Annotated in this window: 25 protein-coding genes and 1 riboswitch; of the genes, 2 read left to right on the forward strand and 23 right to left on the reverse strand. The window is 50.2% G+C overall.

Annotated elements, in window-relative coordinates; translation table 11 throughout:
- Nucleotides 1–25 precede the first annotated feature (25 nt).
- The 22 genes from ACFO5U_RS02175 to flgB all read right to left on the reverse strand — a co-directional run bounded on the left by ACFO5U_RS02175 (nt 26) and on the right by flgB (nt 18934).
- Nucleotides 26–883 (reverse strand): MinD/ParA family protein, encoded by an 858-nt coding sequence (locus ACFO5U_RS02175; RefSeq protein ID WP_377276283.1) that lies wholly within the window; start codon nt 881–883, stop codon nt 26–28.
- Nucleotides 876–1985, reverse strand: a complete 1110-nt coding sequence (flhF, locus tag ACFO5U_RS02180; RefSeq protein WP_377276285.1) for a flagellar biosynthesis protein FlhF — start codon at nt 1983–1985, stop codon at nt 876–878. The genes ACFO5U_RS02175 and flhF overlap by 8 nt, the downstream gene beginning before the upstream one ends.
- Nucleotides 1982–4021: a flagellar biosynthesis protein FlhA gene (gene flhA, locus ACFO5U_RS02185; RefSeq protein WP_377276286.1), complete on the reverse strand. Its 2040-nt coding sequence runs from the start codon at nt 4019–4021 to the stop codon at nt 1982–1984. Before flhA ends, flhF begins: the two co-directional genes overlap by 4 nt.
- Before the next feature lie 233 nt (nt 4022–4254).
- Nucleotides 4255–5346 carry a flagellar biosynthesis protein FlhB gene (gene flhB / locus ACFO5U_RS02190; RefSeq protein WP_377276288.1) on the reverse strand — a complete coding sequence of 364 codons (1092 nt, stop codon included), beginning with the start codon at nt 5344–5346 and terminating at the stop codon, nt 4255–4257.
- Nucleotide 5347: 1 nt separating this feature from the next.
- The gene (gene fliR / locus ACFO5U_RS02195) at nt 5348–6127 is read right to left on the reverse strand and encodes a flagellar biosynthetic protein FliR (protein WP_377276289.1); all 780 of its coding nucleotides are present in this window, start codon (nt 6125–6127) and stop codon (nt 5348–5350) included.
- Between the two features lie 6 nt (nt 6128–6133).
- A complete protein-coding gene (fliQ, locus tag ACFO5U_RS02200) occupies nt 6134–6403 on the reverse strand; it encodes a flagellar biosynthesis protein FliQ (protein ID WP_377276291.1) in 270 nt (89 codons plus the stop codon).
- Nucleotides 6404–6420: 17 nt separating this feature from the next.
- Nucleotides 6421–7104 carry a flagellar type III secretion system pore protein FliP gene (fliP, locus tag ACFO5U_RS02205; protein WP_377276293.1) on the reverse strand — a complete coding sequence of 228 codons (684 nt, stop codon included), beginning with the start codon at nt 7102–7104 and terminating at the stop codon, nt 6421–6423.
- Nucleotides 7104–7712, reverse strand: a complete 609-nt coding sequence (locus ACFO5U_RS02210; protein WP_377276295.1) for a flagellar biosynthetic protein FliO — start codon at nt 7710–7712, stop codon at nt 7104–7106. Before ACFO5U_RS02210 ends, fliP begins: the two co-directional genes overlap by 1 nt.
- Before the next feature lie 25 nt (nt 7713–7737).
- Nucleotides 7738–8790: a flagellar motor switch protein FliN gene (fliN, locus tag ACFO5U_RS02215; RefSeq protein WP_377276297.1), complete on the reverse strand. Its 1053-nt coding sequence runs from the start codon at nt 8788–8790 to the stop codon at nt 7738–7740.
- The gene (gene fliM / locus ACFO5U_RS02220) at nt 8780–9724 is read right to left on the reverse strand and encodes a flagellar motor switch protein FliM (protein WP_377276299.1); all 945 of its coding nucleotides are present in this window, start codon (nt 9722–9724) and stop codon (nt 8780–8782) included. The genes fliN and fliM overlap by 11 nt, the downstream gene beginning before the upstream one ends.
- 11 nt (nt 9725–9735) lie before the next feature.
- Nucleotides 9736–9951 carry a flagellar FlbD family protein gene (locus ACFO5U_RS02225; RefSeq protein ID WP_377276301.1) on the reverse strand — a complete coding sequence of 72 codons (216 nt, stop codon included), beginning with the start codon at nt 9949–9951 and terminating at the stop codon, nt 9736–9738.
- 28 nt (nt 9952–9979) lie between these two features.
- On the reverse strand, nt 9980–10762 hold the full coding sequence (locus tag ACFO5U_RS02230; protein WP_377276303.1) for a flagellar hook-basal body complex protein: 783 nt from the start codon (nt 10760–10762) through the stop codon (nt 9980–9982).
- A 32-nt stretch (nt 10763–10794) separates the two neighbouring features.
- Nucleotides 10795–11256, reverse strand: a complete 462-nt coding sequence (locus ACFO5U_RS02235; RefSeq protein ID WP_377276305.1) for a flagellar hook capping FlgD N-terminal domain-containing protein — start codon at nt 11254–11256, stop codon at nt 10795–10797.
- A gap of 16 nt (nt 11257–11272) precedes the next feature.
- The gene (locus tag ACFO5U_RS02240; RefSeq protein ID WP_377276307.1) at nt 11273–12529 is read right to left on the reverse strand and encodes a flagellar hook-length control protein FliK; all 1257 of its coding nucleotides are present in this window, start codon (nt 12527–12529) and stop codon (nt 11273–11275) included.
- Complete coding sequence (fliJ, locus tag ACFO5U_RS02245) at nt 12526–12987, reverse strand: flagellar export protein FliJ (protein WP_377276309.1); 462 nt, start codon at nt 12985–12987, stop codon at nt 12526–12528. Before fliJ ends, ACFO5U_RS02240 begins: the two co-directional genes overlap by 4 nt.
- Nucleotides 12984–14309 (reverse strand): flagellar protein export ATPase FliI, encoded by a 1326-nt coding sequence (fliI, locus tag ACFO5U_RS02250; protein ID WP_377276311.1) that lies wholly within the window; start codon nt 14307–14309, stop codon nt 12984–12986. The genes fliJ and fliI overlap by 4 nt, the downstream gene beginning before the upstream one ends.
- Nucleotides 14290–15081, reverse strand: coding sequence for a FliH/SctL family protein (locus tag ACFO5U_RS02255; RefSeq protein ID WP_377276313.1), 792 nt, complete (start codon nt 15079–15081; stop codon nt 14290–14292). The genes fliI and ACFO5U_RS02255 overlap by 20 nt, the downstream gene beginning before the upstream one ends.
- Nucleotides 15074–16087 (reverse strand): flagellar motor switch protein FliG, encoded by a 1014-nt coding sequence (gene fliG / locus ACFO5U_RS02260; protein ID WP_377276315.1) that lies wholly within the window; start codon nt 16085–16087, stop codon nt 15074–15076. Before fliG ends, ACFO5U_RS02255 begins: the two co-directional genes overlap by 8 nt.
- Nucleotides 16088–16098: 11 nt before the next feature.
- Nucleotides 16099–17739: a flagellar basal-body MS-ring/collar protein FliF gene (fliF, locus tag ACFO5U_RS02265; protein ID WP_377276317.1), complete on the reverse strand. Its 1641-nt coding sequence runs from the start codon at nt 17737–17739 to the stop codon at nt 16099–16101.
- A 22-nt stretch (nt 17740–17761) separates the two neighbouring features.
- The gene (gene fliE / locus ACFO5U_RS02270) at nt 17762–18058 is read right to left on the reverse strand and encodes a flagellar hook-basal body complex protein FliE (protein WP_377276319.1); all 297 of its coding nucleotides are present in this window, start codon (nt 18056–18058) and stop codon (nt 17762–17764) included.
- Nucleotides 18059–18083: 25 nt separating this feature from the next.
- Nucleotides 18084–18536, reverse strand: coding sequence for a flagellar basal body rod protein FlgC (gene flgC / locus ACFO5U_RS02275; RefSeq protein ID WP_377276321.1), 453 nt, complete (start codon nt 18534–18536; stop codon nt 18084–18086).
- 5 nt (nt 18537–18541) lie between these two features.
- Complete coding sequence (flgB, locus tag ACFO5U_RS02280) at nt 18542–18934, reverse strand: flagellar basal body rod protein FlgB (protein ID WP_377276322.1); 393 nt, start codon at nt 18932–18934, stop codon at nt 18542–18544.
- An 84-nt stretch (nt 18935–19018) separates the two neighbouring features.
- Nucleotides 19019–19105, reverse strand: a riboswitch (cyclic di-GMP riboswitch).
- Nucleotides 19106–19320: 215 nt separating this feature from the next.
- Here flgB and ACFO5U_RS02285 point away from each other — a divergent pair.
- Together ACFO5U_RS02285 and ACFO5U_RS02290 are read left to right on the forward strand one after the other, a co-directional pair.
- Nucleotides 19321–20121 (forward strand): flagellar hook-basal body protein, encoded by an 801-nt coding sequence (locus ACFO5U_RS02285; protein ID WP_377276324.1) that lies wholly within the window; start codon nt 19321–19323, stop codon nt 20119–20121.
- Nucleotides 20122–20134: 13 nt separating this feature from the next.
- Complete coding sequence (locus ACFO5U_RS02290) at nt 20135–20944, forward strand: flagellar hook-basal body protein (protein WP_377276326.1); 810 nt, start codon at nt 20135–20137, stop codon at nt 20942–20944.
- Nucleotides 20945–21142: 198 nt separating this feature from the next.
- On the opposite strand, the gene flgL is transcribed toward ACFO5U_RS02290, so the two are convergent.
- Nucleotides 21143–22021, reverse strand: coding sequence for a flagellar hook-associated protein FlgL (gene flgL, locus ACFO5U_RS02295; RefSeq protein ID WP_377276328.1), 879 nt, complete (start codon nt 22019–22021; stop codon nt 21143–21145).
- Nucleotides 22022–22040 lie beyond the last annotated feature (19 nt).

Below are 22040 nucleotides of genomic sequence, written 5' to 3' on the forward strand. Positions count from 1 at the left end.
TGTCCACCCCATTTCCGCTGTGCTTCTATTTAAAGAATAATTTCATGACGAATCCTTTTAACCCGATTTTGAAAGGCGACGGAATCTCTAGATAGTCTCCCGCCAACTGGCGCAGCGCTTTGCTTGCGAGCGAGTTCGGATATGCCAAAAGAAAAGCTTGCTGTTTTTTTACTGATTGCGGCACGAGTGGATCTGCCGGTAAAATGCCGAGCGTACGGATGTCTTTAGCTAGGAAACGCCCTGCAACTTCTGCAAAATTCACAGCTGCCTGCCGTCCTTCCTTGCCGTCGGTGCATTGATTGACGACGAGCCGGATGGCAAGCTCCGAATCTTTCGCATGCATCATCTTGACGACGGAATAAGCGTCGGTGATGGATGTCGGTTCCGGGGTCGTCACCAATAATACCTCGTCCGCTGCTAGTAGAAAGCGCATATTATTTTCCGACAATCCCGCACCGGTATCCAGCAGCACAAAATCCACCAGTCCCTGCAGGCTTCCCAGTTCTTCCATAAAGCGCGCCATTTTCTCGCCGTCCAGTTCAAGAAGTCCCGAGAAGCCTTGTCCTCCTGCAATCAACTGCAAGCCGAGCGGGCCCGTCTCGATTACCTCCTGCACAGACAATTGTTCTTCTAGCATATTGGCCACCGTTTTTCGCGGTACATGGCCAAACAAAATATCAATATTGGCGAACCCCAAATCCACATCGATGATCAATACCGATTTGCCTCGTTCGATGAGCGCTAAGGCGAAATTCAGAGTGAAATTCGACTTACCGACACCGCCTTTGCCGCTGGTCACCGCCAGCACGCGCGTATTCTTAGCGGCCGGCTTGGCTTGTTTCTTATTCATCTTTTCCCGGAGCTGTACCGCTTGGTCACGCATGGCGCTGTATCCCTACAATGTAATCGGCAATGCGCGCCGGCGTCGCCGCTACTAGATCATCGGGGACGTTCTGTCCGGTTGCGATGCGCCGCAGCGGAATCGGATAGCGGTTCAATAAATTGAGAATGGCACCCGCAGAAGCCGTCTCGTCTTTTTTGGTCAGCAATAGCTCATCGATCGGCAGCATCTCGAAGTTTTTGATAATCTGCACCATGTCCTCGAATTTCGCGGTCAGGCTTAATACCAAGGTCGTGTGGATATGCTGGCCTTCGGGCAGGAGCTGTTGCAGTTCCTCAATATATTGCAGTTGCTGATAATTGCGTCCCGCCGTATCGATTAAAATGACGTCGCACGCATTTAGTGACTGCAGCGCACTTGCCAATTGTTCTCTCGATTCGACAACTTCGACCGGCACCTCGAGAATGTCGCCATAGGTTTTCAATTGCGTCACTGCCGCAATGCGGTAGGTATCCGCCGTGATTAAACCGACTGTGCGCTTATGCTCGAGCAATTGTTCCGCGGCCACTTTGGCGATGGTCGTCGTCTTCCCTACACCCGTCGGCCCGATAAAGCAGGCGATGGCGGGCATCCGTTCACTAGCTGCCAATTGGCGTTCTTCGATAAAGCCGACCACTTCCGCGTGGAAGGTTTCCTCCGTGAACTTTTCAGTGTCGCCCGCTTTCGGCAAAAGCCGAGTCAGCAGTTCCGTCTGCACGTCCTCTTCCACACCTTGACGCATCAGTTGGTCGCGGACCGGACGCAAGTTTTTCGGCAAGCGGTCTTCGGGCAGCTCGTGCATCATCAAGCGCTTCAAGCTTTGCAATTCTTCCATAATGTCATCTTTGTTTTTTGGGGGAACTGGCGTCGCTGTTTTCACCGCCGCAACGGGCGCTGTCCCAGCCGACGGCTTTACTTCTTGGGCAACTTCTTCGGCCGTTTCAATAGCTGCCGTAACTTCCAAGCGGTCTTGTTGGAAAAGTCCGAACAAGCCGCCGGTTTTTATTTTTTTTGTATTCAAGATAAGGGCATCGTCCCCAAGCTGCTGCTTGATCAGCGCCATCGCTTCAGTCATCGTTTTCACTCGGTATGTTTTTAATCTCATGGGATGTTCACGACTCCAACACTTTGAATTTCGATATCAGGTTCTAATTCGTTGTAGGACAACACCGGCAAATCAGGCGCAAAACGTTCCACGAATTGGCGCATATAAATGCGGATCGCCGGTGAGGTCAACAAGATCGGCTGGACGCCGCTCTGCTGCAGCTGCGTTGCCTGTTGGGTAATCTTTTGGAAAATCGTCTGGGATGATTCCGGGTCGATCGATAGGTAATTTCCTTGTTCAGTGCGGTGGACCGAGTCGGCGAATTTTTTCTCCAAACTTGCTCCTGCGGTGATGACTTTCAATGCCTCATTATCCGGCGCATACTGGCGGGTGATCTGCCTCGCGAGTGCCTGGCGCACATATTCCGTCAGCAAATCGACGTCTTTCGTCTGCGGTGCGTAATCGGCCAAAGTTTCCAATACGACCAGCAGGTTGCGGATCGATACTTTTTCCTTTAATAGTTTCATCAACACTTTTTGGACTTCCCCGATGCTCATCAAGTTCGGGATCAGCTCTTCAACGACCGCCGGCGAAGTTTCGCGGATATTTTCCACGAGTGACCTCACTTCTTGGCGCCCGACCAGCTCGTGTGCATGGCGTTTGATGACCTCGGTCAAATGTGTCGAAACAACGGACGGCGGATCGACGATGGCATAGCCTGCCATCTCCGCTTCTTCTTTCATGTCTTCATCGACCCATAGCGCAGGCATTCCGAACGCTGGCTCGACCGTATCGATTCCGATGACGTTTTCATCCTCCACCCCGGGGCTCATCGCTAGATAATGGTCGAGCATGATGTCGCCGCGCGCTACCCGGTTGCCTTTGACCTTGATGACATACTCATTCGGTTGCAATTGGATATTGTCTCGAATGCGGATGACCGGCACAACGATGCCCAGTTCCATCGCGCATTGCCGGCGGATCATAATGACACGGTCGAGCAAATCCCCGCCTTGGTTTTTATCGGCAATCGGAATCAGCCCGTAGCCGAATTCAAATTCGATGGCGTCGACGTGAAGCAAGTCGGTGACGCTTTCCGGACTTTTCAGTTCAGCCGTTTCTTTTTCGTTCGGATCGCTTTGGGGGTCCTCGGCTTCTTGTGCCGTCAGCGCCCTCTGCATCCTATATCCGGCAAAGGCAATGACGCCCGCAACCGGCATGATGAGCATCGGGTTGATCGGTGTGAAAAATGCCAGCATCATCAATGTGCCCGCGACGACGTAAAGCATTTTTGGATAGGCGAACAATTGGCGTGTGATGTCGGAGCCAAGATTGCCATCCGACACTGCACGCGTCACCACAATCCCCATCGCTGTCGAAATCAACAACGCCGGGATTTGGCTCACGAGCCCGTCTCCAATCGACAATAGCGTGAACAATTGTGCCGCCTCGCCGATCGGCAAGCCGTGAACGATGACGCCGATCATCAAACCACCGATAATGTTAATGATGGTGATGATGATGCCGGCGATGGCATCGCCCTTGACGAACTTGCTCGCACCATCCATCGCACCGTAGAAATCGGCTTCCTGGCTGACTTTTTCACGGCGTGTCTTGGCTTCACGGTCGGAAATCATGCCGGCTCCGAGATCGGCATCGATGCTCATTTGTTTGCCGGGCATGGAATCAAGCGTAAATCGGGCGGCGACTTCCGCCACCCGCTCCGAACCTTTGGTGATGACGAGAAATTGGATGATGACCAAAATGAGGAACACCAAGATTCCGATGATGGCACTGCCCCCGACAACGAATGACCCGAATGTCTCAATCACTTGCCCGCCGGTTTGATTGGTCAAAATCGAGCGAGTCGTCGAGACGTTCAAACCGAGACGGAACAAGGTCGTCAGTAGGAGGAGCGTCGGAAAGATGGAGAACTGCAACGGTTCCCGCGTGTTCATGGCCACCAAGATGATGGTCAGCGCCAAACTGATATTGATCATGATTAAAATATCCAATAACAGCGGCGGCAGCGGAATAACCATCATGATGACAATCATGATCACCGATACCAATATCGCATAATCTCTGAATTTCAAACTACTTCCTCCTCTTTCGTGTTGCGGTTTGCTATGTAAGTCGTTAATTCTGGATATTCCGCAAGATAGCTGCGCTTGCCGTGGGCGAGCGCCAAGCCTCCTCAGTCGCTTCGCTCCTTGCGGGGTCTCGGCTGTCTCGCTTTCCCACAGGCGTCTCCGCTATTTTGCTCAATATCCTTTCATTGCGCTTTTTAAAAAGTGTCCGCCACCAGCGAATTCACATTGATAAAAACTTATGAAAGCTTCCCTTTCAATGCGTAGATATAGGCGAGCACTTCGGCGACGGCGAGGAATAATTCTTCCGGCACCGAGTCGCCGATTGATACTTGTGCGTAGAGCGAGCGGGCGAGCGGTTTGTTTTCCATCGTCACGATGCCGAGCTCTTTCGCTTTTTCTTTGATCTTGAGGGCGGTGAAATCTTTTCCCATCGCAATGATCTTCGGCGCTTCCATCGTTTCGGCATCGTATTGGATGGCGATCGCATAATGCGTCGGATTGGTAATAACGACATCGGCGTTCGGCAAGTCCTGGATCATGCGGTTCATACTCATTTGACGCTGCTTTTCTTTGATTTTCTGCTTGATCAACGGATCGCCTTCCGCCTTTTTGAATTCATCTTTGATGTCTTGCTTGGACATCCGGATGCCTTTTTCGAATTCGTATTTCTGATACAGGTAATCCAGCGCCGATAACGCCAGCAAGATCAGGGAAGCGATCATCCCCATTTGGACGACGAGTCCGCCGACAATACTGAGCGAATCACGCAAACTTTGTCGGGACAGCGAGAAAATCTCTTCTTGCCCGAGCCAAAGCACGCCGAACGCTGCACCGCCGATGATGGCGATTTTCAATAAGGATTTCGCCAGTTCCACTAAGGCACGAACCGAGAAAATCCGTTTGGCGCCTTTGATCGGATCGAGGCGTTCGAGTTTTATTTTCAATGGCTCTGCCGTGAAAAGCGGTCCTACTTGTATATAATTCCCTAGAAAGCCGAAGACAGCGCCAATGATCATGATAGGCACAATTAACAAAAACGCATCAAAGGCCAATTGCTCGAACATGAGCCGAATGGTCGCCGGCGTAATCTCCCAACTGATGTATTGGATATAATTGACGCGATAAATGGCCAATAATTGATCGAGCATCCATTCACCGAGAAAGCTCAGCAACAAAATACCACCGAGCATGATAAGCGCGGCTGCCACTTCAGGGCTTTTCGCCACTTGCCCTTTCTTGCGCGATTCCTGGCGTTTTTGGGGCGTCGCTTTTTCGGTTTTTTCCGCAGCGAAAAATTGCAGATCCAGATTCAATGGATAGCGCGTCATCCTATCCGCCCCCCAATAAGCTGATCAACTCACCCATGCTGACCATCATTTTTTCAAAAAGAATTTGTAACAAATAGAAGAAGACGGACATCGTCAAAAATAGGAGAATAAAGCCGACAAAAATCTTCAGCGGCAGGCCGACCGCAAAAATGTTCAACTGCGGCACGGTTTTCGCCAAGATTCCAAGCGCCACATCAATCAAAAACAAGGAGGCGACAATCGGCAATGCGATCTGAAAGGCGATGATGAACATCTCTACAAATAGGTTGGTCATAAAGCGCGCGATCGCTTCCGGGGGAATCGATAGGAATTCTTCTGCCGGCAACAGGCGCAAGCTTTGCATAATGCCGTCGAGCATCATGTGGTGGCCATTGACGGTCAATAAAAACAAGAGCGCAAGCGTGTACTTGAATTGGCCGATGATCGGCACTTGCGCACCTGTCTGTGGATCCAAGACATTGGCAATCGCAAAGCCCATCTGGAAGTCGATGAATGCTCCGGCGATTTGCACTGCATAGAGTAAAAGCGCTGCCGTGAAGCCAAGCGCAAGGCCGATGGCAAGTTCTTTGAAAATCAACAGTGTATAGCTTCCGTCTATGACAAGTGCGCTCTCCGGCGCCCAAGCAGTGGTCGCTGTCAGCGCCAGAAAAGCGGCGATGCCGATCTTGAATTGATTGGGCACGCCCCTCATCGCAAACAAAGGGGCAATGAGAAAAAATGCACTCAAACGGATGAGCACGAGAAGGAAAAATGGCAGCAGAACCAGTACGTCATTCAACATCTGGGCTTATCCAATAAACCGCGGAAGCTGCTCAAACAAATTGCGCGTATAATCCAGAAGGATCGTCAACATCCAGGGGCCGAAAAAGACGAGCGCCAAGAAAACGGCCAGTATTTTCGGGATGAATGCCAGAGTTTGCTCCTGGATTTGGGTCATGGCTTGGAACACACTGACCAATAACCCCACTCCCAGTGCGATGAGCAATAACGGGGCGGATATGAGAATGATGGTGAAGATGGATTGTTCTGCTAGTTTGATGACCATATCTGGCGTCACATGAATTCTTCCTCTCGCTAAAAGCTGACAAGCAGCGATTCGATGATTAAATACCATCCATCCACCAGGACGAATAATAGGATTTTAAAAGGCAGTGAAATCATGACCGGCGGCAGCATCATCATTCCCATGGCCATGAGCGTGCTGGCGACGACCATATCGATAATCAGAAACGGAATGAATATGATGAAGCCGATCTGAAACGCTGTCTTCAGCTCACTGAGCGCAAATGCGGGGATGAGCGAAGTGAGCGGAATGCCTTCAATGCTGTCCGGCTTTTCGAGTCCTGCATATTTGAAGAACAGCGCTAAATCTTTTTCACGTGTATGCTGCGCCATAAATTCCTTGAGCGGCAAAATCGCCGCATCGAGCGCTTCTTCTTGTGTCAATTCTTCATCCAAATAAGGTTGCAGCGCCGTATCGTTCATTTCTATAGCAATCGGCGACATGATGAAAAAAGTCAAAAACAACGCCAAGCCGATCAACACTTGGTTCGGCGGCATCGACTGTGTGCCGAGCCCGGTGCGGACGAAACTCAGGACGATGATGATCCGTGTGAAGCTGGTCATCATGATCAAAATGCCAGGAGCTAGCGACAGCACCGTCAGCATCAATAACAATTGCAGTGTGGTCGACACATCGCCGGGATCTGTATTATCGAGCGAGATGCCGGGAATGGCCAACAGTAAATCTGGGAACATCAGCGCTTCTCCTTATCTTCCGGCTGTTGCTCACCGAATGATAAGCGCCGCTGTTTTTGTTTGTTCAAGCTGCGGGAAAAGTATTGTTCGAAGTTGGCGAACTGTGGGCTTACTTTATCGGTTTTGCCGAACAATGCGGCAGCGGCCGGCAGCTGTTGCTCCAAATCGCTTTCTAATGCCGCAATCTCCTCTTGTTCCGAAAATTCCTTGATGAGCGTCACTTCATTGCCCACCCCGATCAAATAAAAGCTGCCGCCCACTTTGACCAGCTGCAAAGATTTGTTTTGGCCGAGCGGCGTGCCTCCCATGAGCTGAACAGCCCGGTGTGATTGAATGCCCCTTTGGCGCATTGCCAAAAATTTGATCAAGCCGTAAATCAAGCCGGCGATGAGCAAGGTATAGAACACCAGCTGGCCGATGATCGCTGCAAAACTTTTCTCTTCGATTTGCGGCGGAGCTGTCTCCGCCTCTTCCGGCGCCCCTTCACTTGCTGGGCCTTCTTTTAGCCAGTCGGCGACATTGCCGGTATCGGCGAATGCCGGCAACGGGGCAAACAACCAAAAGGCCGCAAGCGCTATGAGTAAATAAGCCATTTTTTTGAACTTCACAGTTGCCGTACTCCTTCGCCTTGCATTAACGCAATTTGGAAATGCGCTCTGCCGTACTTAAAATATCTGTCACGCGCACGCCGAAGTTCTCGTCGATGACGACCACTTCTCCGACTGCGATGAGTTTGTTGTTGATCAAGATGTCTACAGGCTCTCCTGCCAGCTTATCGAGTTCGACAATCGAACCTTGGGACATCTCAAGAATTTCCTTGACCATCCGTTTCGTGCGGCCAAGCTCTACTGTCACTTGCAACGGAATATCGAGCAGCATGTCCAAATTGTTCGGCGCCGTTTGCTCTCTCGCCACTTCATCAAAGCTCGAAAACTGGACGGATTGGACGGTTGGTGCTTGTTCCGTGCGTTCCGGCTGTGAGGTTTTTCCCGTTTCGTGATTTTCATTTGATGCCATTGCTTGCGTCTCCTCCGCTTCTTCCGCTCGTTTACAACCGGCCAGCTCTTCGGCCAACTCTCGACAGGGGCCGGCCGGTAAATACATGCGGATCGATACATTTTGATGGCCCCCAAGCGACAATGTAAACAGCGCTTCGGCAAACCATTGTTCCTTCGTGAAATGGGTGAACGGAAATGTTTGCCCGGCCCCGAGTATGTCCATGCCCGATAAGGAATACCCGGCCCCTTGACCTGTCAGCATCGATAATGCATCAGCAGCTGAGTGGAATAGGTGGGTGAGCATGTTCTGCACATCCTCGAACAAATCTGTTGGCTTGTGCTCGATACTCCCCAGTTCTGCGGCTAATTGATCAGCCGCTACTTGGTCCATCGTGACGATTTGCGGCATTTTTATTGGCCCGGTGAATTCCCCGAGTGCAATATAGACAGGCGTTTCGTTCTCTGTGAACAACACTTCCTTGCTTTTGACAGTCCATGTTGGGCCTGTAATGGCGGCTGTTGCTGGAAACAAAGGATGGCGCAGTGCAGCACTGCCCCCGAGTGCCGTGCAAAACAATTCCTTCAGCACGACCAGCTCACTCTCGCTCAGTGCGGGCGGCTCTGCTGTGTTGCCCGACGAGTTCAATAAGCCTTGAATTTCTTCAGGCGATAAACGTTCATCCTTCATCGCTAACTGTCCCTTCCGCACAAAGCCCGGTAATTTGAACCGCCAAGCGGCCTTTTGAAATCCCTGGCTGCGCCAGAAATTTTTGTTTTTGATCGACATACAGTTTGACTGGCGCATCCACCGCTTCGTCGAGACGGAGAATGTCGCCTGTTTTCAAGTCTAGAAAATCTTTGATATCGACGGTCACTTGCCCGAGAACGGCCGCAATATCCATGGTCGTTGCGTGCAAGCGCTTCTCGAGTGCTTCCACTTCATGATGCTCAATCGCCTTTTTTTGGTTGGCGAGCCAATGGCGTGCAGACAATTTCGGCAGCACTTGTTCAAGCACAAGATGTGGTAAACATATTTGGATTTCGCCTTCGACTTCCCCGACCTTCGTCTGCAGCGTCACCAGAATAACGGTTTCGTTTGGTGAAGCCATCGTCAGGAATTGGGGATTCACTTCGATTTCCTTCAACTCTGCCGTTAGTTCGATGACCGAGCCCCATGCCTCTTGAAAACAATTCAAGGAATTGCTGAAAATCCGGTCGATGACGCTGATTTCGATTTCGGTCAAATCACTGCTTTTCTGTAAAACATCGCCTTGACCTCCAAGTAATCTGTCAAACATGACATAGGCCACATCCGGCGAAAACTTCATCACCATGGTGCCGGTCAGCGGCTGTGCTTCGAAAACGCCGAGAATCGATTTTTTCTCCACTTGCTGAAGAAACTCTGTGTACGATACTTGCTCTACTTTTTCTGCTGTGATTTGCACATAGGTTCGCAGTTGCGTCGAAAAATAGGAAGTTAACAGACGCGCAAAGTTTTCATGAATCCGAGAAAGCGTACGGATTTGATCTTGCGAAAATCGCAACGCTTTTTTGAAATCATACGTGTGGACCTTTTTGCTATTCGAGGCTTCCGAGCCTTTTTGCGAAAAATTTGTTTCCATGCCGACTCCCCTTACTCTTCCGTAGGCGCTAGATGTATTGCGGGAAGGATGTTGATGCCCCGGTAATATGCAGTCACCTCGTCGATCACTTCGCCAACAGTCTCCAGTACATGCACTTTTCTGCCAGTCGTCAATGTGATGACCGTATCCGGCATCGCCTCTACCCGTTCAATATAAACTGCATTCAAAACGATTTCCGAGCGATTGAGCCGCGATAAGCGAATCATACAACCACTCCCCGCTCAGCTAAGTTCATCATCGCTTCAAGTTCACGACTTCCTGCAATATTTCGTCGGAAGTGGTGATGGTCCGTGAGTTGGCTTGGAAACCACGCTGGGCGATGATCATTTCCGTGAACTCTTCCGTTAAGTCAACGTTGGACATTTCCAACATGCCTGAACCGATTTCTGTATTTTTCTGTACAGCGGTTTGCATATTGATTCCATTCGGGCTTGCCATTGCTGTCATTTGGTATAAAGAACCGCCGAATTTGCGGAGGCCAGACGGATTTTCAGGAGTGGAAATACCGATACTCGCCACTGTGACTTCGTTGCCGTTCGCTTGTTTGCCGATTACTTCACCCAGACGGTTGATCGCATAGGAGTCGTATCCGGCAATATTGATTGCTTGCCCATTAGAGCCTAGGACGTTATAGCCCTGTGCCGTCACTAAATCTCCAGCTGCTGTCACTGTGAAGTTTCCAGCACGCGTCAAATATTGTCCTTCTCCAGGCTGGGCTTCAGGGTCTTGTACGACGAAGAAGCCATCGCCCATAATCGTCAGATCCGTGCCGACGCCAGTAGACATCGCAGAGCCCGCGTTATGGTTGACGTTGAGTGAAGCACCAGTAGATCCTAGCCCGACTTGCATCGGATTAGCCCCGCCATTGGACATGTTTTGGCTCAATAAATCCTGAAATGTGATCGTGCTTTTTTTGAATCCGACTGTATTGACGTTGGAAATATTGTTACCGATGACATCCAATTTCACTTGGAAGTTTTTCATGCCGGAGATTCCGGAGTACATAGAACGCAACATTTGTCATTTCCCCTTTTTAGCTGGCTGCAAGTTTAGACTTGCTCGGCCGCCTGTTCGTTTTTGTTTTCGCCTTGCTGTTCAATTCGCTCAATGGCGGATAACGGGATTTTCTTGCCGCCGCCTTCTAGCTCGACCATGATTTCACCGTTCTTCATCGTGACCGCTTTGACAATGCCTGCGCCGGATTGTCCATCCGCCGACCAGCTGACTTCCGTCCCGAGCAAATGTGCAGACCCGGCAAGAGAACCGTTGTCGCCGCCCCCTGCAAAATTGGTCATCGTCTTGTTCAATTGCGTCAATTGTTCGAGGCTGCTGAACTGCGCCATCTGGCCGATGAATTCCGCATCTTTTTGCGGTTCCATCGGGTCTTGATATTTTAATTGGGCGATGAGGATTTTTAAAAAAGCATCCTGCCCGAGCGAGTCATTCGGCTTTTTTTCTGCACCTTGCGCCGATGAATTCGCTGTCGCCGCTCCCATTGCCGAGATATTCATTTGATCACTCCTATTGTTAAACCGTGTAATTCACTTGGTCAGTAGCTGCAGAAGGTCTATTTGTGTGTTGTTTCGCCAGTTCCACGTCATCCGCAAGCTGTTCTCCACTGCCGGAACCAGCTCCGCCGCTTCCTGAAGGATTTGAGAAACGGGGTTCGCGTCGCTGCGGTTGTTGTTGGAATTCCTGCGGGCTGCGATCTTCCCGCACTTCCAACCGTTCAATTTCAACTCCCTGCTGCCCAAGCGATAACCGCAATTGATTGAGCTGAAGCTCCACCGCTTCTTTTGCGGCCCCTTGGCTTACAGTGATTTGGGCCGTGAGTTTGCCGCCAGCCACACTGACTAAAATCTCTAAATGGCCCAGATGTTCCGGAAAAATATTGATTCGCAAGCGTGTCTCATTGCCTGCTGTAGACAAACGCGCAGGCGAGGCGATCCATTCAGAAAGCGTATCCGCGAGTTTTTGGACCGGCACTTGCCGAACCGCGGTGTCCACCGGTTTGGTTGCATGAACGCTTGCGGGCATTATTGCCGCTTGAGGCAATATTTCTGCTTTTGCCGGTTGAGCATGTTGTTCCGGTTGTATGTTGCTGTTGAGTTCAGGCAAAGCAGGCTCTGCTTGCTCGAGCGGTGCGAGTGGTTTGTCAGCCGCTTCAGCCATTGCGCGTGTTGTTATGTGCAGCCAACTTTGCGGTGCTTGCGCAAAGGCAAGGCGCGTTTCCGGCTTTTGTGGAATCGATTCTTTCAGCAATATCATTTTCTCAGTTAGCGCTAGTGGCTGTTCCAGCTGCTCAAGCAATTCAACGAGCGGCCGCATAGCTTTTATGGGCGTTTGTTCAGCCGCAGGAAATTCTTTTTCCGTGACCCCCGTAAATGGGCCCGGCTGCGCGAATTCTTTAGTAGCAAGCAATACCGATTTCACTTGTTCCAACAAAGCCAATAGCCGTTGTTGCGTTTTTTCATCCGAGCTGTGTTCTTTGACTGCAGCTGCTAACTGTTCCCCGTCCGTGTCACCCAGCAGTTGAAAAATCGCATACTGCAATTCCTTTTGTTTTTCGGTCAATTGTTCTGAAGGCAGCTCAGCCAATTGCGCGAGCGCGGAAGTGATGTCTGCAAGCGGCAGCTGTTCGCTTGCTTGCTGATCCGGTTGTTCGGGGATCAGCGAGCCGAGCAACTCCCCGAACTGCGCGGCCACTTCGGAATGATCGGACTGTTTTGACAGCATTGGTGGAGCTGCTGCTCGCACCGCTAAAGTGGACTGCAAAACATTCACTGTACGCCACCTGTTTTGCCGAGCCGGTAGAAACGGCTCCCCGCCAAATCATCAAAGAAATTTTGTTCTGCTGCTTGATGTTCTTTTTGGTGGGCTGCGTAGTTTTGCTCTTTCAAGCTGCCCCAGGTTTTTTCTTCACGGGCTTTTTCCTTTAACGCGTCTTGGCTTTTCGAGACATTTCGTTCGTGCGTCGCGACTTCGCGGTTCGCGGCAAACGATTGCTCATATAGCTGATGGATGTATTCTTCGAGCATGCGCAATTCTGAAATCGGGATGCCGTTTTGTTGTTTTGATTTTTTCATTTGTTCCACTTGCTCGATTTTGCTGTAGAGCGCTTTACTCTGTGCGCGCACAGCCTGCTCTTGTTTCAAAGCTTCAGCCATCTCTACTTGCGCCAATTGTGTTTCATTTTCTTTTAGTTCAAGAATTTTTTGAAACCGGAAATTGAATCGTGTCATCGGTTAACACCTCCAAATTGTTGCGCCAGCCGGTCAACGCTTTCTGTCAAGACGGCCTTTTCGTAAATATCTTGCTGCAAATATTCCCGTATCAACGGATAGGCACGGATTGCTTCATCGATTTCGTGATTCGCACCGCTCTTATAAGCGCCGATATTGATCAAGTCTTCGGCCGAATCGTAAGCTGCCAGTAAGCGTTTCAGTTCGCCTGCCGCTTGTTGGTGATCGCGCGTTGTCACTTCATGCATGACGCGGCTCACGCTCTGCATGATGTTGATCGCCGGGAACTGGCCTTTTTGGGCAAGTTTACGGTCAAGAACAATGTGGCCGTCCAAAATTCCGCGCACGGCGTCGGCGATCGGTTCGTTCATATCGTCGCCATCGACGAGCACTGTGTAAAATGCGGTAATCGACCCTTTGGCAGATGTGCCGGAGCGCTCGAGCAAACGCGGCAATAATGCGAAGACACTCGGTGTATAGCCTTTGCTGGTCGGCGGTTCGCCGACTGCTAGGCCCACTTCCCGCTGCGCCATGGCAAAACGGGTGACGGAATCCATCATCAGCATGACGTTTTTTCCTTGGTCGCGGAAATACTCTGCGATGGCCGTTGCCGTCAATGCCCCTTTGATGCGCTGCATCGGCGTCTGATCAGATGTCGCCGCGATGACGACTGAATTCTTCAAGCCTTCCGGACCGAGATCGCGTTCGATAAAATCGCGCACTTCGCGGCCGCGCTCGCCGATCAGCGCAATGACATTGACGTCAGCTTCGGTGTTGCGGGCGATCATGCCCATGAGCGTGCTTTTGCCGACGCCGCTACCGGCGAATACGCCTATGCGCTGGCCTTGCCCGACCGTCAACAGGCCGTCGATTGCCCGCACCCCGACTTCCAAAGGCTTGTCGATGCGCGGCCGCTTGAGCGGGTTCGGCGGTGTATTGTTCGTGGAATATTTCTTTAAGCCTTTCGGCAATTTATTGTCATCGAGCGGCTTGCCGGTTCCGTCCAAGATTTTCCCGAGAATCGCAGGCCCTACTTTGATCTGCAAAGGAACACCGGTCGCGACAACTAAACAGCCCGGCCCGACTTGCGCCAAATCACGCAGCGGCATGAGCATGATTTTGTTTTCTTTAAAGCCAACCACTTCCGCTTCGATCGGCGGGTCAAAACGGCTCGGATATAATAAACACAACTCACCAAGTTTGGCGTTCGGCCCTTGCGCTTCAATCGTCAGCCCGATTACTTGCACGACCTTGCCATGTTTTTTCACCGGCTCGATCTCTTCAAGCAAGCTCAAATAATCGCTATCTTTCAATTTCATCATTGGATTTCTCCTCACAATACATGAGCAATTGCTTTTTGATTTCAGCCACTTGGCTATCTACCGTCGCGTCATACGAGCCGCTTTTCGTGTGGATCATGCAGCCGGATGGCGCCTGGCCCGCTACCGGCATCAATTTAAGCGTAGCGCCTGCACGGATATAGCTGGTCAGCTCGTCTTCAAACGGCAACACTGCCGGATAATCCTCGAGTGCCAAGTGAATAACGACTTCTTCCGCATCATCCACTTGCCGGAGGGCGTGATGGATGATCGATAATAACTGGCCTTCGTCTTGCTTCAACTCATTGCGGATGATTTTCCGCGCAATTTCTGTACTGAGCGACAATAGAAAAGGCTCAGAGCCTCGGATAATACGTTGCTGCTCCTCATACGTTGCACCGATCAAGCCTTCCATCAGTTCGCGCTTTTCGAGAAACTCAGCTTCCGCTTGTTGGTGGCCTTGCTCGAATCCGGTCTGAAATCCTTCTTGCGCAGCACTTTTCGCGAGTTGTTGCGCTTCTTCTTCAGCTCGTTGCCGCTGTTGTTCACGCCACATTTCCAGCTCGGTGTGCGCTTGCTGCTGCTCATCTTCCAGTTGCTTTTGAAGTGCTTGCAGCCGGTCTTCGAGTTCGCTCACTTCCATCTTCAAACGCGCCCCATACTGTTCGATGTCCGGATCCGCTTGGGCTTCGAACGGCCGCCGGCTTTCCACTTTCCGTAACTGGATAATTTTTGTGCCGCTTTGTTCGGGGCTGCTGCGGATGATTTTAGACAATCATTTCATCCCCCTCTTCGCGAGTGACGGTAATTTCACCGCTCTCTTCCAACTGGCGGATCAATGCCACGATTTCGGTCTGGGCAGTTTCCACATCTTTCAGTTTGACTGGCCCCATGACGTCCATCTCTTCACGGATCAATTCCGAGCGGCGGGAAGACATATTGCTGAAAATACTTTCTTTCAATTCATCGCTCGCCGCTTTCAAAGCAAAGCTCATATCCTGGTCGTTCACTTCACGGATGATGCGCTGAATCGAACGCACGTCCAATTTGACGAGATCTTCAAAGACGAACATGCGCTTTTTGATTTCTGCGACAAGTTCCGGACTGCCGCTTTCGAGTTCAGACAAAATGGCCTTTTCGGTTCCGCGGTCGACTTGGTTCAATACCCGGACAATCGCTTCCACGCCGCCTGTCGCCGTATAATCCTGCGACCCGCTTGCGGATAGTTTACGTTCGAGGATCTGTTCGACTTGCTGGATGACATCCGGCGACGTGCTTTCCATCAACGCAATCCGTTTGGCCACTTCCGCCTGTTGTGATGCCGGGAGCTGAGACAAGATTTGGGACGATTGTTTCGCATCGAGATATGACAAGACCAGCGCAATGGTCTGAGCTTGTTCGTGCTGCAGGACATTGACGATACGGGTCGGATCGAGGCGTCTCGCGAAATTGAACGGCTTTACTTGAAGCCGGTTCGACAAACGGCCGATCGTGTCGATCGCCTTTTCCTTGCCAAGCGCTTTTTCCAAAATGTCGCGCGCGTAGCTAAGTCCGCCTTCGTTCATATAATCTTGTGCCAACACCATTTCGTAAAACTCATCCACTACCTGTTCGGTTTGGCTATTCTTCAATTGACGTACATTGGAGATTTCCATCGTCAATTGATCAATTTCCTTTTCAGACAAGCGCTTGAACACTTCGACTGAAACGTCGGGCCCCATCCCGACCAGCAGCACCGCCACTTTTTGGATCCCCGTTAATTCTTTTATGCGTTCCACCATTCAGCTCTCTCCTAATCGTCCGCCATCCACGAGCGCAATAAATTCGTAAAATCATCTGGACGCCCTTTTGCTAGTTTTTCAATCGTTTTGCGCTTCGGATTAGCCCGGCTATTAAATTCGGACAAATCAATGTCATCTTCTTGCTCGTTTCCTGCAGGCTTCATTTTCGCTGCCATCCGCTCGAAATAATCCATCTCCAGCTCTGCTTCCAATTCTTCCTGCTGCTTTTTGCGTCTTCTGATCACGAAAAGAATGATTCCCGTCAACAAGATCACGGCCACTGCGGCCACTACACCCCAAAGTAGCGGAACACCTGTCCAGAACGTCGTTACCGGCTCTTCTTCAACCAACTCCGGCCGGCCTTGGAATTCGGTGGCGAAAATGGAAATGCGCTCATCGAGTTCAGCCGGTGTCGGACGGAATTCGTTCATGCTTAGTGAAGCGCTGATCGTGTTTGCCAATAAATTGCGGATATCGGTCATGTTCTGTTCAGTCAAGGTTGCCGGATTGTCCGGCACCGGCGGTTCGACACCAACATTGATTGTGATGTCATCAATGACGTACGGGCTCATCTCGATTTGCCGGCTGATGCGGTTCACTTCCCGGTTGATGCGCTCTTCTGTACGCTCAGATTCACTAACTCCTGTGCCATCAGCTGCCGGGAAATTGGCGATTTCCGATTCCCCGGTGCCAGCATCATCCGCTAGCGCGACGCCTTCACTTGCGTAAGTTTCGACAATGCGTTCAACGCTAATATCGATACCTTCTCCAGTTTCGATGTTTACTGGCTCGACCAATTGCTCTTCGCGCTTTTCTTTCGTAAAGTCGATGTTCGCCATAACGGATACGACAACTTTGTCTTGCCCAAGCAATAGCCCGAGCATTTGCTGCAGTTCGCGCTGGATATCTTTTTCGATGCCTTGCTGGACTTCACGGTTTTGTTGGTAGATCGTTAAATTGGTATCCGGTGCTCCGGTATCCTGCAAGTCGAACACTTGGCCGTTTTGGTCCATAATGACAATTTGCTCCATCGGCAAGCTCGGAACGGATTTACTGACTAAATGATAAAGCCCGTTCACTTGCTTTTGGTCTAAATTCAAGGTGCCATCACTTTTGATGACGATAGATGCCGTCGACACTTGTTCTTCGTCGGTAATCCACACATTTTCTTTCGGCAAGGTAATCATCACGTTCGCCTCGGCAACGCCGGCGATTTGCTTGATCAGATACGCCAGCTCATTTTGCATCGCGTCCCGTTCGACGACATCAAAATGTCGGTCGGTCATGCCGAGGCCCATGTTTTCACTGAATATGCCATAAGTGACGTTGCCATTTTTCGGCAATCCTTCTGCCGCCAAGCTGACCTTCAAGCCTGCCACTTGCTCTTCCGGCACGGAAATGACCGTGCCATCTGTCGACACTTCCACCGGAATTCCTTGGCTTTCAATAGCTGCTTTGATTTCTCCCGCTTCTGCAGGACTCAAATTAGAATACAGAGGAGACATATCCGATTGGCTATTGAAGAAAATAAAAAGCCCCAATACGAGCATCGTGATGAAAAATGAAGCAGCCATCAGCCATTTCGTCGATTTCGATAAACTGCCCCAAGATTCTTGTGTTTTCGTTTTATACAATTCGAGCTTCTCTTTCATTGAACGCACACCTTAACTTTTCTCATACTTGCATTCTCATCACTTCTTGATACGCTTCAACCACTTTATTGCGGACTTGCATCGTCATCTGCAAGGATAAGCTCGCTTTTTGTGAAGCGATCATCACTTCATGGACGTCTTGCACTTCTCCCGTCAATAGTTGTTCAGTCTTTTTATCCGACACGTTTTGCGCGGCGCTGACTTCTTTCAATGCATTTTTAAAGATATCGCCAAAGCCAGCATCCACTGGCTGCGGTTGCACTTTTTCCAAAAATTGATTTTGCAGAAATGGTGTCTGCAGCTGTGTAATTTTCTCCATGCTGCCCCTCCTCAACTAAACTTCGTTATTTTCCGATTTCGAGCGCCTTCATAAACATGCTTTTAGATGCGTTCATTGCGGTGACATTGGCCTCATATGAGCGAGTCGCCGACATCAAATCGACCATTTCTCGGATCGGGTCGATGTTTGGTGTGCGGACATACCCTTCCGCATCTGCGTCCGGATGCTCAGGGTCATAAGTTACCGGAAACGGCGCCCGATCTTCCCGTATGGCAGAAACTTTCACGCCTGCTCCTGCCGACCGGTTGTCCATCGCAGCCGTTAAATGCTTGGCGAATGGCGAAGTGCCGGCAGTAGAAAGTTCCACCGTTTTGCGGCGATACGGCATCCATTCCCCGTCGACTAGTTGGGCGCGGTTTGTGTTGGCGTTGGCGATATTCGAAGACACGACATCCATCCGTAAGCGGTTGACGGTCAGCCCTGATGCACTAATATTCAGACCATTAAACAAAGACATTGCCCTTATCTCCCTTCATTGATAACCGAGCGCAAACTGGAGAACTTACCGTTCACACGCTCCGTCACGGCGTTATACCATAATTGATTTTTTGCGAGCTCTGCCATTTCATAATCCATGTCGACATTATTGCCGTTCGGCGTCATTTTCGTATGGTTGTTGACTGTAACCGGTGAAGCGCCTTGTCCGCTTTGGAATTCCAAATGGCGTGGATCGGTACGGTAGCTGTTCATGCGCGACGCACTCGCTTGCGCCATCACTTGCTGAAAATTCACTTGCTTGCTTTTATAATTGGCGGTGTCGACATTGGCGATATTGCCGGCATGCACACGCTGCTTGAGCGTCGATGTCGACAGTGCCTGTTCCATTTGTGTAATGCTCGACGGAAATAAATTCATGATCATCTGCCCCTTTTACTGTAAATTATCCCCAAAATAAAAATCCGCCTTGAAAAAGGTGGATTTGAGTCAAATCTACCATCTTTCGGCAACCCGGCGATCATATGTCTCTGACATTTAGACCCGTGGTTTTGCGTCCTTATCTTTCGAATAAGTTTGCTATTTTCGTTATGATATGGGTATATTTTGTTTTAAACTCGTCTTTTTGAATCATTTTTGTTCTGTATTACCTCGGTATAGTATCATGCTTTATTTATTTTGTATATTTTATTTTATAAAAAAATTCTACTATTTTTTCCAATTATTCTTCGTTTTTCTGCTAAAATAGAAATATGCTTTCGCAAGAATAGTCCTTAAGACTATATTTGAAAGGGTGAGTAGGTAATATGTTCCGCGGATTATATACAGCAACTTCAGGAATGATGTCGCAAAACAGGCAACAGCAAGTATTGACCAATAATTTATCCAACGCCAACACCCCTGGATTTAAAAAAGACGATAGTGCTATCCGGTCATTTCCGGAACAGTTGATAAAGGCAATGAATACCAATCAACCTGCGCCGATCGGCACCTTATCTACCGGCGTCTATCTTCAAGAAGCCATTCCATCGTTTCTTCAAGGCCCTCTGCTGGAAACCGGCCATTCGACTGATTTCGCATTGGTCGATGATAATTTACCGGATGACCCCGACGGTCAGCGTGGCAGTTTATTATTTGCGGTGGAAAATGCCGATGGCGATGTGCGCTATACACGTAACGGGCAATTCACGGTCGATGCACAAGGCTTCCTCGCCACCAGCTTCGGCCAGCGCGTGCTCGGCGAAAATCTTCAACCGGTGCAAGTCGAAGATAGCGGATTCACTGTCCAAGAAAATGGGCAAATTACAAGGCAAGACGGCACGGATGGCGGGAAGCTTTGGATCGGCGCTACGGCGGATCCCGCACAACTCGTTAAAGAAGGCCATAACCTGCTGAACTGGGCAGGAGCGGAAGCGGACGCGCCGGCACTTGCTGCTGATGAAGGAAATTACATCAAGCAAGGCTTTATCGAACAATCCAATGTCGACTTGACCCGCACGATGACCGATATGATGATGGCGTACCGAGGATTTGAATCCAACCAAAAAGTGATCCAGGCATATGACCGCAGCATGGAAAAAGCAGTTAACGAAATCGGCCGGGTCTGATAAGGAGCAGCAGATGAACATTCAAATGAACGCAGCAAGCAGCACGATGAGTGAACTTCAGAAAAAAATCGACATCATCTCTAATAATGTCGCAAACGTTAATACGACGGGCTATAAAAAACAACAAGCCAATTTTGCCGATGCTTTGCTTCATACCGTCACGAAGCAAGCCGGCACGGGTGAAGCCGGACGCAGCACCCCACCCGGCTTGCGCATCGGAGGCGGTGCGATTTTATCCCATGGCATTACCCGCCATACACAAGGGCAGTTCCAGGAAACTGGCCGTGAACTTGATTTCGCGATTCAGTCGCCGGACGGCTATTTCCGCGTGGCGGATGGCGAAAACACTTATTACACTAGAGACGGTTCGTTCCAAACCGAGCCGATTCCAGGAAGCGCCCGCCTCGCACTCGTCACGGCGAGCGGCGACGCGGTGCTCGGCGCCGGCAATGCGCCGATTACAATTGCCGCCGGGTACCAGGATATTGTCATCGGGGCAAACGGCGTTTTGACAATCAATTATCCCAACCAAGCTTCTGAAACGATTCAACTGAGCACTGCGCAAATAAACCGGACAGCGTTATTGGAAAAAGCAGGCGATAATCGCTATCGCCTGCCAGGCACTGAAGCGGAACAGCTGACAAACGGCACGCTGCAATTGGTGGATTTCCCAATTGCGCAAGGCTCATTGGAAACATCCAACGTCGAGCTGACCGACGAAATGACCGAATTAATCGCTACCCAGCGCCTGTTGCAATCACAAGGCCGAGCCATTTCCTTTGCCGACGACATGATGGGTCTCGTCAATTCGATGAAATCCTGATTTTTCCATCTAAATTTTTGTGAAATAATACAAAAGCCGCAACACCAGTCGTTCAACTGGTGTTGCGGCTTTTCTAGTTGCTGATAATTTGAGGCGGTGGCTCCGCAATGGATAAGTCACTTGCAGTATAGCAGCCAACACTTGAAAACCTTCTATAGTATAAAAAGCCACCGAAGGCAGCCATCTGCTTCAGTGGATTTAACGAAGAAAATCCATCAAGCTCGGCTGCAGCATCTTCGCAGAAGATGACAGGCTCGCTTGGTAAATGCTTTCTTCACTTTTTAATTTAATTAGTATTTCAGCATAATCAACATCTTCGATAGATGATAGCGCTGAGCCTAAAGAAAGTTTGGCATCAAGCAGGCGATTTTCTGTCGCTTCGACACGATTTTGGCGGGCGCCATTTTCCGCTGCTGCGGTCAGCAGGCGTTCCATCGCTCTGTCGATTCCAGCGAGGTTGACTTCGCTGCCGGTTTTCAAGTTCTGAGCAAGCTGCTCGACGACGCGGAACAAATTGCCTTCGTCGTCTTGTTTGCCGATCAGCGCATCAGGCATGACCCCGACTTCCAGCTGCAAACCTTCTCCGAGCTTCACCGTTTTAGCTTGTCCGAAAAACGCTGCTTCTCCAGCTGCTGGAGCCGTGAATGGCTGCTGCTTTGTGTTGGCGCCGTTGAACAAATAATGGCCGTCGACTTTCGAGTTGGCAAATTGGCGCAACTGCTCGCTCAATACTTCGACTTCACTGGCAATCACTTGGCGATCTTCCGGTGATAAAGAACCGTTTGCCCCTTGCACACCAAGTTCGCGGACGCGCTGTGTAACATTGATCATCGCTTGGACTGAGCGGTCCGTTTCGTCGAGCCACAACTTGGCCTCTCCGACATTGCGTTCGAACTGCTGGCTCGCAGACAATGCGCTTTTCAAGCTCATTGCTTTGGCTACACCTTGCGGATCGTCCGAAGGCTTCTGCAGCATTTTTCCGCTGGCCGCCTGCATATTGGTTTTTTCAAAGCGTCCCAAATTCTGTTGCATATGGCGCACGGAATTTTGATGCATCATTTGTTGTGTCACTCTCATTTGTCTTGTCCCCCGTTTA

Source organism: Planococcus dechangensis (genome assembly GCF_042654465.1).
In the GTDB taxonomy this organism is placed as follows: Bacteria; Bacillota; Bacilli; order Bacillales_A; family Planococcaceae; genus Planococcus; species Planococcus dechangensis.

What these genes read in the sequence shown, in the direction of transcription:
- ACFO5U_RS02175 (WP_377276283.1), bottom strand. Translation starts at nt 883, where the DNA reads ATGCGTGACCAAGCGGTACAGCTCCGGGAAAAGATGAATAAGAAACAA.
- flhF (WP_377276285.1), bottom strand. Translation starts at nt 1,985, where the DNA reads ATGAGATTAAAAACATACCGAGTGAAAACGATGACTGAAGCGATGGCG.
- flhB (WP_377276288.1), bottom strand. Translation starts at nt 5,346, where the DNA reads ATGACGCGCTATCCATTGAATCTGGATCTGCAATTTTTCGCTGCGGAA.
- fliR (WP_377276289.1), bottom strand. Translation starts at nt 6,127, where the DNA reads ATGTTGAATGACGTACTGGTTCTGCTGCCATTTTTCCTTCTCGTGCTC.
- fliP (WP_377276293.1), bottom strand. Translation starts at nt 7,104, where the DNA reads ATGTTCCCAGATTTACTGTTGGCCATTCCCGGCATCTCGCTCGATAAT.
- fliN (WP_377276297.1), bottom strand. Translation starts at nt 8,790, where the DNA reads ATGAAGGATGAACGTTTATCGCCTGAAGAAATTCAAGGCTTATTGAAC.
- fliM (WP_377276299.1), bottom strand. Translation starts at nt 9,724, where the DNA reads ATGGAAACAAATTTTTCGCAAAAAGGCTCGGAAGCCTCGAATAGCAAA.
- ACFO5U_RS02225 (WP_377276301.1), bottom strand. Translation starts at nt 9,951, where the DNA reads ATGATTCGCTTATCGCGGCTCAATCGCTCGGAAATCGTTTTGAATGCA.
- ACFO5U_RS02230 (WP_377276303.1), bottom strand. Translation starts at nt 10,762, where the DNA reads ATGTTGCGTTCTATGTACTCCGGAATCTCCGGCATGAAAAACTTCCAA.
- ACFO5U_RS02235 (WP_377276305.1), bottom strand. Translation starts at nt 11,256, where the DNA reads ATGAATATCTCGGCAATGGGAGCGGCGACAGCGAATTCATCGGCGCAA.
- fliJ (WP_377276309.1), bottom strand. Translation starts at nt 12,987, where the DNA reads ATGACACGATTCAATTTCCGGTTTCAAAAAATTCTTGAACTAAAAGAA.
- fliI (WP_377276311.1), bottom strand. Translation starts at nt 14,309, where the DNA reads ATGATGAAATTGAAAGATAGCGATTATTTGAGCTTGCTTGAAGAGATC.
- fliG (WP_377276315.1), bottom strand. Translation starts at nt 16,087, where the DNA reads ATGGTGGAACGCATAAAAGAATTAACGGGGATCCAAAAAGTGGCGGTG.
- fliF (WP_377276317.1), bottom strand. Translation starts at nt 17,739, where the DNA reads ATGAAAGAGAAGCTCGAATTGTATAAAACGAAAACACAAGAATCTTGG.
- fliE (WP_377276319.1), bottom strand. Translation starts at nt 18,058, where the DNA reads ATGGAGAAAATTACACAGCTGCAGACACCATTTCTGCAAAATCAATTT.
- flgC (WP_377276321.1), bottom strand. Translation starts at nt 18,536, where the DNA reads ATGTCTTTGTTTAATGGTCTGAATATTAGTGCATCAGGGCTGACCGTC.
- flgB (WP_377276322.1), bottom strand. Translation starts at nt 18,934, where the DNA reads ATGAATTTATTTCCGTCGAGCATTACACAAATGGAACAGGCACTGTCG.
- ACFO5U_RS02285 (WP_377276324.1), top strand. Translation starts at nt 19,321, where the DNA reads ATGTTCCGCGGATTATATACAGCAACTTCAGGAATGATGTCGCAAAAC.
- ACFO5U_RS02290 (WP_377276326.1), top strand. Translation starts at nt 20,135, where the DNA reads ATGAACATTCAAATGAACGCAGCAAGCAGCACGATGAGTGAACTTCAG.
- flgL (WP_377276328.1), bottom strand. Translation starts at nt 22,021, where the DNA reads ATGAGAGTGACACAACAAATGATGCATCAAAATTCCGTGCGCCATATG.